This is a genomic window from Nesterenkonia sp. PF2B19, assembly GCF_001758425.2.
Taxonomy (GTDB): Bacteria; Actinomycetota; Actinomycetes; order Actinomycetales; family Micrococcaceae; genus Nesterenkonia; species Nesterenkonia aethiopica.
Window position 1 is genome coordinate 48,943 of record NZ_MDSS02000006.1, and the last position, 12,290, is coordinate 61,232.

General features: G+C 69.2%; 11 protein-coding genes. 2 read left to right on the forward strand and 9 right to left on the reverse strand.

Annotated features, from left to right (window positions below; all coding sequences use genetic code 11):
* Positions 1–2: 2 nt before the first annotated feature.
* On the reverse strand, positions 3–2,114 hold the full coding sequence (locus BCY76_RS03025; RefSeq protein WP_085437144.1) for a PhoX family protein: 2,112 nt from the start codon (positions 2,112–2,114) through the stop codon (positions 3–5).
* Between the two features lie 228 nt (positions 2,115–2,342).
* On the opposite strand from BCY76_RS03025, the gene BCY76_RS03030 reads away from it, so the two are divergent.
* Together BCY76_RS03030 and BCY76_RS03035 are read left to right on the forward strand one after the other, a co-directional pair.
* Positions 2,343–2,807, forward strand: coding sequence for a Fur family transcriptional regulator (locus BCY76_RS03030; RefSeq protein ID WP_237089930.1), 465 nt, complete (start codon positions 2,343–2,345; stop codon positions 2,805–2,807).
* A gap of 91 nt (positions 2,808–2,898) precedes the next feature.
* Positions 2,899–4,362, forward strand: a complete 1,464-nt coding sequence (locus tag BCY76_RS03035) for a catalase (protein ID WP_070159644.1) — start codon at positions 2,899–2,901, stop codon at positions 4,360–4,362.
* Between the two features lie 141 nt (positions 4,363–4,503).
* Here the strand turns inward: BCY76_RS03035 and BCY76_RS03040 are convergent, their stop codons facing one another.
* From BCY76_RS03040 to BCY76_RS03070, 8 genes are all read right to left on the reverse strand, one after another.
* Complete coding sequence (locus BCY76_RS03040; protein WP_139827584.1) at positions 4,504–4,821, reverse strand: hypothetical protein; 318 nt, start codon at positions 4,819–4,821, stop codon at positions 4,504–4,506.
* Positions 4,822–5,368: 547 nt separating this feature from the next.
* On the reverse strand, positions 5,369–5,572 hold the full coding sequence (locus BCY76_RS17370; protein ID WP_070159649.1) for a hypothetical protein: 204 nt from the start codon (positions 5,570–5,572) through the stop codon (positions 5,369–5,371).
* A 306-nt stretch (positions 5,573–5,878) separates the two neighbouring features.
* Positions 5,879–6,793 carry a hypothetical protein gene (locus BCY76_RS03045; RefSeq protein ID WP_070159651.1) on the reverse strand — a complete coding sequence of 305 codons (915 nt, stop codon included), beginning with the start codon at positions 6,791–6,793 and terminating at the stop codon, positions 5,879–5,881.
* Between the two features lie 63 nt (positions 6,794–6,856).
* Positions 6,857–7,693, reverse strand: a complete 837-nt coding sequence (locus tag BCY76_RS03050) for a hypothetical protein (RefSeq protein ID WP_070159653.1) — start codon at positions 7,691–7,693, stop codon at positions 6,857–6,859.
* Between the two features lie 124 nt (positions 7,694–7,817).
* Entirely contained in the window at positions 7,818–9,518 is a 1,701-nt protein-coding gene (locus BCY76_RS03055; RefSeq protein WP_070159655.1) for an alpha-amylase family protein, read from the reverse strand.
* A 35-nt stretch (positions 9,519–9,553) separates the two neighbouring features.
* Complete coding sequence (locus BCY76_RS03060; RefSeq protein ID WP_070159657.1) at positions 9,554–10,543, reverse strand: TIGR03885 family FMN-dependent LLM class oxidoreductase; 990 nt, start codon at positions 10,541–10,543, stop codon at positions 9,554–9,556.
* Between the two features lie 76 nt (positions 10,544–10,619).
* On the reverse strand, positions 10,620–11,141 hold the full coding sequence (locus tag BCY76_RS03065; RefSeq protein ID WP_070159659.1) for a gamma carbonic anhydrase family protein: 522 nt from the start codon (positions 11,139–11,141) through the stop codon (positions 10,620–10,622).
* Positions 11,142–11,192: 51 nt separating this feature from the next.
* Complete coding sequence (locus BCY76_RS03070; RefSeq protein ID WP_139827585.1) at positions 11,193–12,110, reverse strand: NAD(P)-dependent oxidoreductase; 918 nt, start codon at positions 12,108–12,110, stop codon at positions 11,193–11,195.
* Positions 12,111–12,290: the final 180 nt, after the last annotated feature.

The window sequence follows — 12,290 nt, forward strand, 5'->3', positions numbered from 1 at the left end:
CCTCAGCCCGTGGCGAGGCCGTGCTTCAGCTCCTCCCCGGCGTGGACGTCGCCGATGAGCCGGCGCTGTCGGGCGTCGGCCGTTCCCTTCTTCGGCCTGCCGGGGAGCACCTGCACCACGGCGGGGCGCGGCACGGCGGCCAGCCCCGGCCCGTCCTCGCCCACATAGTCCGGGAACGCCGACCGCTGGTCGCCCCAGACGCCGTCCTCGCCGGGGTGCTGGACGGCCACGAAGACGCTGCGCTGGTCATCGTGGATCACCGGCCCGCAGGTCTCGGCGTCGGCGGGCACGGACAGGAACTGCTCCACCTTGCCGCGGGCCTCCCCATCCAGGTGGACCTTGAACAGCCCGTCGCAGAGACCGATCCCGCTGGGGGCGCCGTCGGTGGAGATCCATAGGTTCCCCTGGGAGTCGAAGGCGACGTTGTCCGGACAGGAGATCGGAGAGACCTGGTCCGCCGGGAACCCGCTGAAGTAGGTGGAGTCATCCCGGGAGGGGTCTCCGCAGACCAGCAGCAGCGTCCAGTCGAACACCGTGGAGGTCTGACCGCCGCGTTCGGTGATCTCCACGACGTGCCCGTCGCGATTCGCCGTCCGCGGGTTCGCCTCGTCGGCGCCGGCGGCGCCGTCCGGCCCGCGCTGAGAGTTGTTGGTGCAGGCCATGTAGACCTTGCCGGTGTGCGGGTTGGGCTCCACATCCTCGGGGCGGTCCATCGCCGTGGCCCCCGCGGCGTCGGCGGCCAGCCGCGTATGGACCAGCACCTCCTCGGCGGTGAAGCCCGGCACCTGAGGCTCGCCGTCCACCAGCAGCGGGAGCCACTCACCGGTGCCGTCGAAGGCGCCGTCGGAGGGCAGCGCCCCAGTCCCGTCGATCTCGGCCGCCGGGGAGTTCCCGGTGAACTTCGCGACGTACAGGTCGCCTTCCGTCAGCAGGGTCTTGTTGTGCGCCCGGTCCCCCTCGACGTAGGTCCCGCGCGAGACGAACTTGTACAGGTAGTCGAAGCGCTCGTCATCACCGGCGTAGGCCACCGCATGGCCGGACTCCGAGAGGATGACGGTGGCGCCTTCATGCTTGAACCGGCCCAGGCTGGTGTGCTTCACGGGGGTGGACTCCGGGTCCCAGGGGTCGACCTCCACGATCCAGCCGAAACGGTTCTTCTCGTTCTCATACCCCGGGTTCCGGGTGTCGAATCGGGGCTCGTCCTGCTCCCAGCCGCGGACCGTGGGCTCGGCGTCGATGCCATACCGACGGTCCGCCTCGGAGGTCCCCTCGGAGACGAAGTACCCGTGGAAGTTCTCCTCCCCGGAGAGGAACGTGCCCCAGGGGGTGAGACCGCCGGCGCAGTTGTTCAGCGTGCCGCGGACCCTCCGGCCCTCGGGGTCGTCGGCGGTGACCAGCAGCTCCGAGCCGGAGGCCGGACCGGTGAGCTCGAACTCGGTGTCCAGCAGGAAGCGGCGGTTGCGCACGCCGTCGACGTCGACCTGCCAGGCATGGTTCCGATTCTTCCGCGTCACCTCGACGACGGTCAGCCCGTGGGCGGCCATGCCCACGGACCGGCGGGTGGCCTCGTCGGTGCCCTCGGGGAACATGATGTCTTCGTTGGTGTACTCGTGGTTGGCGAACAGCACCGCCCGACGCCCCTTCGATCCGGGGACCTCCACGATCTCGAGGTAGTCGTTGTTGTACCCGAACTGCTTCGCCTGCGCCTCGGCGGTCTGGTGTCCAGCGTCGAACTCCGGGGCGTCGGCGAAGACCTTGTCGCCCCAGCGGATGACGGGCTCCCAGGTGTAGCCCTCCGGCACGATCAGCCCGTCGACGTCGCGGTGGACGGGGCTGATCGGACGGAACGTCAGCCGGGATCCTGTGCTCGCGGACGCCGGTGCCGCCTGCGGCCCGGCGGCCGCCCCCACCGCGATGGCCAGCGCGCCCGCGGCGGAGGCGCCGAGCAGCTGGCGTCGGGTCAGGGCCGCCGAGGCGACCTCCCGGAAGGTCTCATTGCCGGAGGTGTTGCAGACCTCTCCAGCGCAGGCGTTGGCGCACTTCAGCGCGCAGGTGACGGCGCTGCGCTTGCCGCGGACATGACCGAGCATGGGGAGCAGCTCTCGGACGGGCATCGTGATGGATCCTCTCACTGACGACGGGGCAGAACGCCCTCACGATGCCAGGGGCGGGAAGAGGTGACGCAGACGAGGCGTGAACGCCAGTTGAAATCCACCTGACCTGCGAAGAAGTAGCCCTGCGGTCGACTCGACAGCCTTTGGAGGGTGAACGGCGCCAACCCTGCCGAACTTACGGCTCCCCAGTAATTGTGAATCACTCAGATCTAGGGCAGACTGGTGTTCGTGACCCTGACGACCGACTGGCCCTCCCAGCTGCGCGACCGCGGACTGCGCGTCACCCGCCAGCGCCTGGCCGTGCTCGACGCCGTCGCCGATGAGCCGCACCGCCCGGCGGAGGCCATCCACGCCAAGGTCACCGAGCATCTCCCGGAGATCACCGTGCAGTCGGTGTACACCGTGCTGCACGACCTCACCGCCCACGACCTGCTGCGCCGCTTCGATCCGCCGGGCTCGCCCGCCTGCTACGAGACGCGCACCCATGACAATCACCACCACGCCATCTGCACGGTGTGCGGGCGGATCGAGGACGTCGAATGCGTCCCCGGTGAGGCCCCATGCCTGCAGCCGCCTCCCGGTCTCGGCATGACCGTGGAGGTCGCCGACGTCGTGTTCCGCGGCATCTGCGACGAGTGCGCCGCCCGTCAGAGCGCGCCCGCCTCCCCCGCCGAGAGCTCAGCCGCCCGCTGAGCCTGCTGTCCGCCGTCGTGGCCCACGGCGCGCGGCCGACCAGACCTGCCTCACCCGAGAAACACCCAAGGAAGAGAGAAAGGGAACAGTGATGACCACTGGCAACACCCCGAACGCCACCGGGTCGACGACCCAGGCCGGCATCCCCGCGGTGAGCGACCGCCACTCGCTCAGCGTCGGCGCAGACGGTCCCCTGCTGCTGCATGACCACCACCTGGTCGAGACCCTGGCGCACTTCAACCGGATGAACGTCCCCGAGCGTCGTCCGCACGCCAAGGGCGCCGGTGCCTTCGGCACCTTCGAGGTCACCGAAGACGTCTCGAAGTACACCAAGGCCGACGTCTTCCAGCCGGGCCGCACCACGGAGACCCTGCTGCGCTTCTCGACGGTGGCCGGTGAGATCGGCTCGCCCGACACCTGGCGCGACGTGCGCGGCTTCGCGCTGAAGTTCTACACGGAGGAGGGGAACCTGGACATCGTCGGGAACAACACTCCGGTGTTCTTCCTGCGCGACCCCATGAAGTTCCCGCACTTCATCCGCTCCCAGAAGCGCCTGCCGGACTCCGGCCTGCGCGACGCCCACATGCAGTGGGACTTCTGGACCCAGAACCCCGAGTCCGCCCACCAGGTCACCTACCTCATGGGTGACCGCGGCCTGCCGGCCTCCTGGCGCCGGATGAACGGCTACGGCTCCCACACCTACGCCTGGGTCAACGCCGAGGGCGAGCGCTTCTGGGTGAAGTACCACTTCATCAACGACGCCGGCTTCGACACCATGTCCGGCGAGGAGGCCGAGCGCCTGGCCGGCGCCGACGCCGAGTACCACCGCCGCGACCTGTTCGACGCGATCAAGGACGGCGACTACCCGACCTGGACCCTCTACGTGCAGGTCATGCCGTACGAGGACGCCAAGACCTACAAGATCAACCCGTTCGACCTGACCAAGACCTGGCCGAAGGCGGACTACCCGCGCATCCCGGTGGGCAAGCTGACCCTGAACCGGAACCCGGAGAACTTCTTCGCCCAGATCGAGCAGGCGGCGTTCTCCCCGGCCAACATGGTCCCCGGCACCGGCAACTCACCGGACAAGATGCTGCTGGGCCGGAACTTCGCCTACGCGGACGCCCAGCGCTACCGCATCGGCACCAACTTCCAGCAGCTGCCGGTCAACCGCCCGAAGAACCCCGTCCACACCTACAACTTCGAGGGCAACATGTGGTTCGACCACAGCGGCGACAAGCCGGTGTACGCCCCGAACACCGTGGAGGGCTCGACCTGGTCCGACGAGCAGGGACCCGTGGAGAACGGCTGGGAGGCCGACGGCGAGCTGGTCCGCTCCGCCTACACGCTGCGTGAGCAGGACGACGACTTCACCCAGCCGGGGATCCTGGTCCGGGAGGTCTTCGACGACGCCGCCCGTGATCGCCTCGTGGAGACCGTCTCCGGCGCACTGGACGGCGTCCGTGAGCCGGTGCTCTCCAACGCCTTCCAGTACTGGAAGAACGTCGACGCCGAGATCGGCCAGCGCATCCAGGACGCCGTGAAGAGCGGCTGATCCGGTGACCTGACCGTGTGACGTCACCACGGACGCACACAGCAGGAGGCCCCCGATCGGCTTGATCCCGGTCGGGGGCCTCCTGTGTGTCCCGACGGTGCGTCACGGAGACCGTGACCGCACCGGGGCGCCTCGGGCGGATCAGCCGTCCAGGCCGTCCTCCTCCTCAGCACCCTCGTCCTCCAGGCCGCCCTCGAGCTCCTCGTCGGCGGCGTCGTCCTCAGCGGCACCGTCCTCCTCGAGGCCGGCGTCACCCTCGGCGGGGTCCTCCTCAGCCGGGTCCTCCTCCGGGAGGCCCTCGTCAGCCGGGTCCTCCTCGGGAGCGCCCTCCTCCTCGACCGGTGCGTCCTCCGGGGCCTCGCCCTCGGTGTCGCATGCGGTCACGCCGAAAAGCGCCAGCGAGCCGACGCCGACGGCGGCGGCCAGGGAACGAAGCTTGTTCGCGTCGGTTGCAGCCATGGTGTGCACCTCCGTGGTCATGCATCGTGTGTGATGCTCCGCGGACTCTCCGCGTCTGTCTTCCAGGCCTTCCGAGCCTGGCGCCTCGGCCGCTGACCGCGACGCCGTCCGGATGGCTTGTCCCCATCATCACCACACGGAGAGGGGCTCGGAAAAGCTCAGCACGGGCAGATCGGGAAACTCTCGGGAACCTCTTACGGAGCATCGAGGAAGTGCCCACCTTGGCAATCCTCCCTGGTCAGACCCTGGGTACAGGCCGATACGGGGTAGGGAGCCTCCCGAAGACCACCCTCAGGAGGCCCGCCGAAAAGGCCCTGGAGAGCCCCGGGGTGTGCGCTGGACGTGCGCAGCGACGCGCCGGGGTGACCACGGGCACGCCCTCCGGACACAGAACGGCCCCGGCGGTATGCACCGCCGGGGCCGCACTGGATCGGTGGGCTCGGTCCACCATGGGCCGAGCCGCACCGACCATCGTCGTACTGGAGAAGCTCTCCCGCCGGGACCGTGCCCTGCAGGAGACGACCTCAACCGGACGTCGGAGAAGGGATCAGCCCTCCTCTTCCTCCTCGGCCGGGTCCTCAGCCGGGTCCTCGGCCGGGTCCTCCTCCATACCCTCTTCCTCTTCGACCGCCGGGTCCTCTTCGCCGGTGTCCCCGTTGGTGTCACAGGCTGTGACGCCGAACAGTGCCAGGGATCCGACTCCGATGGCGGCAGCCAGGGAGCGAAGCTTGTTGTCGTCGGTGGTAACCATAGGATCAGTACCTCCGTCCAGGTGCATTCTCGATGCATCGCGGGCTTTCCGCTGGTCACCTGATCTGACCGTTCTGCGGCAGTCGCCTGCCTTCGACCAGATGACTCGTGACCATTCTCACCATAGAAGTTCCCTGAAAGAAAGCTCTGCAAAAGCTTTCTCCCGAATCTATGAGGACGCTCCCATGAATCGTCCAGGTTGTCGCCCGGATCACGCTGAATCTGGACGGAACCTGAACGTCCACTCGGCGGTCGGTTCACTCGAGCAACAGCTCCGCTGAACCGGGGCGCCGGGTCGACGCACCGATCAGCTGAGGATGTCCTCCATATCGTCGACGGTCAGGATGTCCTCGTCAGCGGGTCGCTCCGGCTCGGCAGCCTCGTCCCAGTCGCTGAACCGGACGTCGAAGACGTCGCCGTCATTGTCCGCGTAGACCGACAGCAGCACCGGGTCATCCCCGGCCCGGACCACGATCTCCCGGCGGTCATCGGTGTAGATCCACACGTCCTCGCCGTCGCGGGTGTCCGCCTCCGCCTCGAGCTCGCCGAATCCTCCGGCCTCCTCGAGGCTGCCGCGGAAGTCGGCCATCCACTCGTCCACCGTGAAGCCCTCGGGGAAGATCTGCGAGTAGTCCACCCACTTGCCCTCGAACTCACCGGCCAGCTCGTCCTCGTCGATCTCACCCGGGAACTGTCGCGCCACGGCGGCCAGCTCGTCCTCGCCGCGCAGATAGGTGCCGTCGTCGAAGGAGATGTACTCGGCCGAGGCGCCGCCTGCCTCCTCCCGCAGGGTCAGCGCCGAGCCGTCCATCTGCCCCGAGTAGTGCTGGACGATGGTGTCCGCACCCTCTTCGGCGTCGATGTCGGCCTCGACCTCCTCGGCGCCGGCGGGCACCTCGGCGTCGAGCACCACGGACTCGGCCTCCTCCATGGCACGCCACAGGTCGGCTTCGATCTCCTCGATGGCCGGAGCGTCTCCCGCCTCAGCCTCCGTCTCGTCCTCGGGCTCCTCGTCGGCCCCGTCCTCGGCGATCTCGTCCGGCTCGTCGCCCTGGTCCTCGGCGCCGTCCGGATCCACATCCTCCTGACCGGCGTCCTGCTCGCCGGCGTCCTCCTCGGCCTCGCCGGCCCCACAGCCGGTGAGGGCCAGCAGGGCGATCCCCACGATCCCCAGCGTCCTCACCGTGGTCGGGACCGCAGCGGTCTCCATCTCCTCAGTCACGTCGTGCCTCCTTCAGGCGGTGCATGATTCTTCCGTTCCGCCGCGCGTCGCCGCGCGACCCCATCACTGGTCCGAGACGTCCTCCTCGGTGGGCCACCCCTGATGGTCGGCGATGGCGTCGAAGATGTCGTCCAGGGTGATGACGTTCTCAGGCTCCTCGGGAATGTCCGCGGAGTTCCAGTCGGTGAAGGTGTACGTGCTGTCCTCATCCCGCAGCTCCAGGAGGTGCGGCTGTCCGTCCGCGGCCACCACGTACTCGGTCTCGCCGTCCTGCTGCGCGTAGACGTAGACCTCCTGCCCGTCTCGGGTCTCCCGGACTCCCGAGATCGCGTCCGTGTCCTCCTCGCGCAGCTCGCGCTGCCAGATGCCCAGGAAGTCCTCGGCGGAGAAGATGGAGGCCGAGCCGTCGGCGGAGAACTCCACCCACTGGTCGGCGACCAGGTCCTCGATGAACTCCGGCTCCACCGCGGCGGCGACGTCGTCGTCCAGGTTGCCGTACAGCAGGGCGCCGAAGTCCTCCCCGCGGAAGTACTCGACACCACCGACCGCACGCTGGGTGAAGGTGTTGCCCTCCCCGGCCGCGTAGCTCATCTCCGAATCCGTCCCGTCCAGGGCACCCGTGATGGTGATGTCGCCGACCGCGTCCTCGTCGATCTGCTCGAACAGCTCGTCCAGATCGGCCTCCCCGGCTTCGACCTGCCCCTCGATGGTGACGGTCTCGGCGGCGAGCATCGTCTCCCACATCTCGTCCTGGATCTCGCCGAGGCTGGGGACTTCGGCCTCAGCGACGGTGCCGTCGTCGGAGTCCTCGGGGGCGTCGTCCGCGAAGGGGTTCGACGCGCAGGAGGTGAGCAGCAGGGTCCCGGCGATCGCCAGGGACGTCACGGCGGTGGGCTTCATCGTCAGGTGCCTCTCAGCAACGGATCACAGGGTGCTGTCGGACCACCGACGCCTCGCGGCAGAGTGGTCCGAAGCGTGACTATACCCACGGAACCTGGTCCGTGCCTCCACATGACCTGGGGCCTCAGACGAGCCGCGGGTCCTCCTGCCTCCTGACACGCAGCCAGCGGTGCCCATAGCCCTCCAGGTCGATCTCGGAGCGACGGCCGGCATCCAGCCGGCAGGCCCCGGGCTGCAGCAGATCCACCAGCTCCGTGCCCTCCGACAGGTCCTCGAGCTCGAAGCCGACGACCACCGGCTCCGGGCTCAGATTGTGCAGCAGGACGATGGAGGAGCCCCGCCAGACCATCCGGTGGGCCAGCACCTGCTGGTGCGGCTGCTCGATGATCTCCATCGTGCCCCAGCCCAGCTCCGGTGACTCCCGGTAGCGCTGGCAGAGCCGCGTGATGTGCTGCAGCAGCGAGCCGGCGTCCCGGCGGGCATCGGCCGCATTGACATGCTCCGGGCCATAGGGGCCCTCCACCACCGGCCGCGGCAGCCGGCTGGGACGAGCCGCGGAGAAGCCGCCGTTCTTCTCTGCGGACCACTGCATAGGGGTGCGCACCGCGGCCCGCCCCTCCAGGGAGAGCTCCTCCCCCATGCCGATCTCCTCACCGTAGAACAGCACCGGAGTGCCGGGCAGGGCGAACAGCAGCGAGTACGCCATCTTCAGGCGCCGGGGGTCTCCGTCCACCATGGGCGGGAGTCTCCTGCGCAGTCCGCGGCCGAAGAGCTGCATCTCCTCCGCAGGGCCGAACGCGGCGAAGATCTCCTCCCGCTCGTCCGTGTCGAGCAGGTCGAGGGTGAGCTCGTCATGGTTGCGCAGGAAGGTCGCATACTGGCAGGTCTCCGGAAGGCCGGTGGGGCGGCTGCGCAGCGCCTCCGCGATCGGCCGGGCGTCCTGCCGCGCCATGGCCAGGAACACCTTCTGGTTGGTGAGGAAGTCGAACTGCATGGTCAGCTGGTCGCCGCCGTCGCCGCCGTCGCCGCCGAAGAACTCCACCTGTTCCTCATGCGGGAGGTTGACCTCACCGAGCATGATGCCCGCGCCGTTGCCGGAGGAGCGTCGTTGCAGGAAGCCGCGCAGAGCCCGCAGATAGTCATGCGGCTCGTCGAAGGCATGGTGCTGCTGCAGGTCGATGGTGTTCTCGTTCAGCGCGAAGGGCACGGCGTCCACCCGAAAGCCGTCGACGCCCATCTGCAGCCAGAACCCCATGGTCCGCTCGATCGCCTCCCGCACCTGCGGATTGGCGGTGTTCAGATCCGGCTGATGACGGAAGAAGTGATGCAGGTAGTGCTCGCCGGTCTTCTCATCACGGGTCCAGATCCCGTCCTCCACATCGGGGAACATGGTCTGATCGGAGGTGTCCGGAGGGGTGTCCGCGCGCCATACGTAGAAGTCCCGGTACGGGCTGTCCTTCGAGGACCGGGCCCGTCGGAACCACGGGTGCCGGTCCGAGGTGTGGTTGATGACCAGGTCGATGATCACCCGGATGCCGCGGTCATGGGCCACCCGGATGAACTCGACGACGTCGCCGTGGTCGCCGTAGCGCGGATCCACCCCGTACATGTCCTGCACGTCGTAGCCGTCATCGCGCCGCGGAGACGGGTAGAAGGGCATGAGCCACAGGCAGGTCACCCCCAGCTCGGCCAGGTAGTCCACCCGCTGAGTGAGCCCGGCGAAGTCCCCGACGCCGTCTCCGTCCGCGTCCAGAAAGGTCTCCACATCCAGGCAGTAGACCACGGCGTTCTTGTACCAGAGGTCGGCGGTGTCGGCGATACGCATGTTGGGGTCCTCCTACGGCGGCGGCCGGTGCTGACTCAGCCGGACCGGAGCCCGGGGAGCACGTGCTCTCCGGCGGTGTCGAGCCAGGGGCGCTGATCCTGGCCCACGTGGTGCAGGTACAGGGTGTCGAAGCCGGCCTCCACGTCCTCGACCAGGTGCTCCAGGTGCCACTGCGGGGACTCCGAGATACGCACCGCCTCCCGGACCCTCGCCAGCGGAACATCCTCGGCGACGGCGTCGAAATGCTCCGGGGAGGGCAGGTCCTGATCCACCGGGGGCCCGAAGACGTTGGTCCGCCATTGGTCATGGGCCAGAGCCTCCGCCTCGGCTCTGGTCTCCGCCCAGCTGAGGTGGACCTGCAGCATCGCCGGGCCGACGCCGCCGGCCTCCCGATAGGCCTGCAGCACGTCCCGTTCGGCGTGGTCGGGCTGGTTCAGCGTGATCACGCCCTCCGCCCACTCGGCGGCCCGCTGCGCAGACTCCACCGTGATGCAGGCCGCGTAGAGCGGCACGGGGTCGGTGGGCAGGTCGTAGAGGACGGCGTCGTCCACGCGGACCAGGCCGTCGTGGCTGACCCGCTCCCCCCGATGCAGACGACGGATGATGTCGGCGCATTCGGCCAGTCGGCGCCGTCGGGTCTCCCGGTCAGGCCAGGGGTCCCCGGTGATATGTTCGTTCATCGCCTGGCCGGCGCCCAGGGCCGCCCAGACCCGGCCGGGGAACATCTCCGCCAAGGTGGCGTAGGCCTGCGCGACGACGGCCGGATGATGGCGCTGTCCGGGTGCCGTGACCGCGCCCAGGGAGAAGCTGGTGGTGGCCAGCGCCGCCCCCAGCCACGCCAGCGTGAAGCCTGAATGCCCCTGTCGGGTGGACCAGGGCATGAAGTGGTCCGAGCTCATGGCCGCGTCGAACCCCACCTGCTCGGCCAGCTGCACGTCGCGCAGCAGCTGGGACGGAGGGATCTGCTCCTGCGAGGCGTGGAACCCCACGCGCGGGTGAGGCAGGCCAGCGATCTCCTCTGCCATGCGCCCTCCTGGTCACCTGTCACGACTCGGTGCGCAGTCTGCCACGAGCCGCGGCATGCGCGCACGGCCCGGCGGCTCAGGCCGGTTCGGCGTGGATGTGGGCGTCCTTCAGCTCCAGGTAGGTCTGAGCGTTCTCCCTCAGCCCGGCGACCTCATCCTCGGTGAGCTCGCGCCGCACCTTCGCGGGCACGCCGGCCACCAAGGACCGGGGCGGAATGACGGTGCCCTCCAGCACCAGGGCGCCCGCCGCCACAAGGCTCTGTTCGCCCACCATGGAGCCGTTGAGCAGGGTCGCTCCCATGCCGATGAGACTGTCGGCCCCGACCGTCGCCCCGTGCACGACGGCGCCGTGGCCGACGGAGACGCCTGCCCCCAGCGTGCAGGGGTACCCCTCGTCCGCGTGGAGCACCACATTGTCCTGCAGGTTCGTCCCGGCGCCGACGGTGATGCGTGCCGAGTCGCCCCGAGCCGAGACGCCGTAGAACGCCGAGGAGTCCGGCTCCAGGACGACGTCGCCGGTGATCGCGGCGGTGGGTGCCAGGAACACCCCGGCACCGATGCTGGGGGTCTTGCCTCTGACGGTCAGGATGTGTGCCATGCTCCGGTCCTCCTTGATCGGATCCTGCGGTCCAGCGGGGCCTCTCCCCGCTCAGTACCCGGCGGTGGTGTCGACGACGCCGACCGGCGGCTCGCCGTCGCGCAGGCGACGGTGGTTCTCCAGCACGCGGTCCCGCAGCAGCGGAACCACCATGGCCTTGGTGTCCGCGGTGTGCGGCGTGATCAGACAGGTCTCCAGCTCCCACAGCGGGTGGCCGTCAGGCAGCGGTTCCGGCTCCGTGACGTCTAGCCCGGCTCCTCGCAGCCGTCCGGCACGCAGCGCGTCCACCAGGGCGTCATGGTCGATCAGTCGACCGCGCCCCACGTTGGCGACCACCGCGCCGTCGGCCAGCAGACCGAGCTGGCGGGCCCCGATCATGTTCTCCGTGTCCGGGGTGACGGCGGCGGCGAGGGCCAGGACGTCAGCACCGTCGAGCACCTCGTCCAGCTGGTCCTGGGAGACGGTCCGATCTGCGCCCTGCAGCGGCTCCTGGGTGCGCCGGACCACCGTGACATGCGTGTCGAAGGCCTTGTAGAGGCGCACCATCTCCGCAGCCACGCCTCCGGCCCCGACCACGACGCAGCGCAGTCCGTTCAGCGAGATCCCGCCCTCGGTGCCCCAGCTGGTGGCCCGGGCCCGGACCTTGAGTCCGCGCAGGGCCGCCAGGGTCAGCAGCAGCCCGTGCTCGCCGACGGGCTTGGCGTAGGAGCCCTTGGCGGAGGTCCAGAGCCGGTCCGGGAACCGACGCAGGATCTCGCCGTACTTCTCGATGCCGGCGCTGGGCAGCTGGATCCAGGAGATCTGCGGGTTGGCCTCGAGGACCTCCGCCAGGTTGAAGCTGCGGAACATGCCGGTGACCACCACCGCCGTCGGCTGCTCGTCCGCGCCGACGATCTCGGCTCCCTGGGCCTGGAGGCCGGCGACGAGCTCCGGCTCGCCGTCGGGCATGAGGTGGATGCGTGAGGTCACGAGGTCTCCGTCCGCGTCTCGAACTTGTCGGCCCCCGATCATGCCTGAGCATGTCCGGGCGCGTCTGGGGTGGTCCGGCTCACCATCCTACGAGGTCAAGGCCACCGACGTCGGAACACGTGACGGGCCCGGGCTCCCTGTTCAGGGAGCCCGGGCCCGTCATGTCTCAGCCGAGGGCGG

Coding starts and splice junctions, on each gene's coding strand:
- BCY76_RS03025 (WP_085437144.1), bottom strand. CDS start 2,114: ATGCCCGTCCGAGAGCTGCTCCCCATGCTCGGTCATGTCCGCGGCAAG.
- BCY76_RS03035 (WP_070159644.1), top strand. CDS start 2,899: ATGACCACTGGCAACACCCCGAACGCCACCGGGTCGACGACCCAGGCC.
- BCY76_RS03040 (WP_139827584.1), bottom strand. CDS start 4,821: ATGGCTGCAACCGACGCGAACAAGCTTCGTTCCCTGGCCGCCGCCGTC.
- BCY76_RS17370 (WP_070159649.1), bottom strand. CDS start 5,572: ATGGTTACCACCGACGACAACAAGCTTCGCTCCCTGGCTGCCGCCATC.
- BCY76_RS03050 (WP_070159653.1), bottom strand. CDS start 7,693: ATGAAGCCCACCGCCGTGACGTCCCTGGCGATCGCCGGGACCCTGCTG.
- BCY76_RS03055 (WP_070159655.1), bottom strand. CDS start 9,518: ATGCGTATCGCCGACACCGCCGACCTCTGGTACAAGAACGCCGTGGTC.
- BCY76_RS03060 (WP_070159657.1), bottom strand. CDS start 10,543: ATGGCAGAGGAGATCGCTGGCCTGCCTCACCCGCGCGTGGGGTTCCAC.
- BCY76_RS03065 (WP_070159659.1), bottom strand. CDS start 11,141: ATGGCACACATCCTGACCGTCAGAGGCAAGACCCCCAGCATCGGTGCC.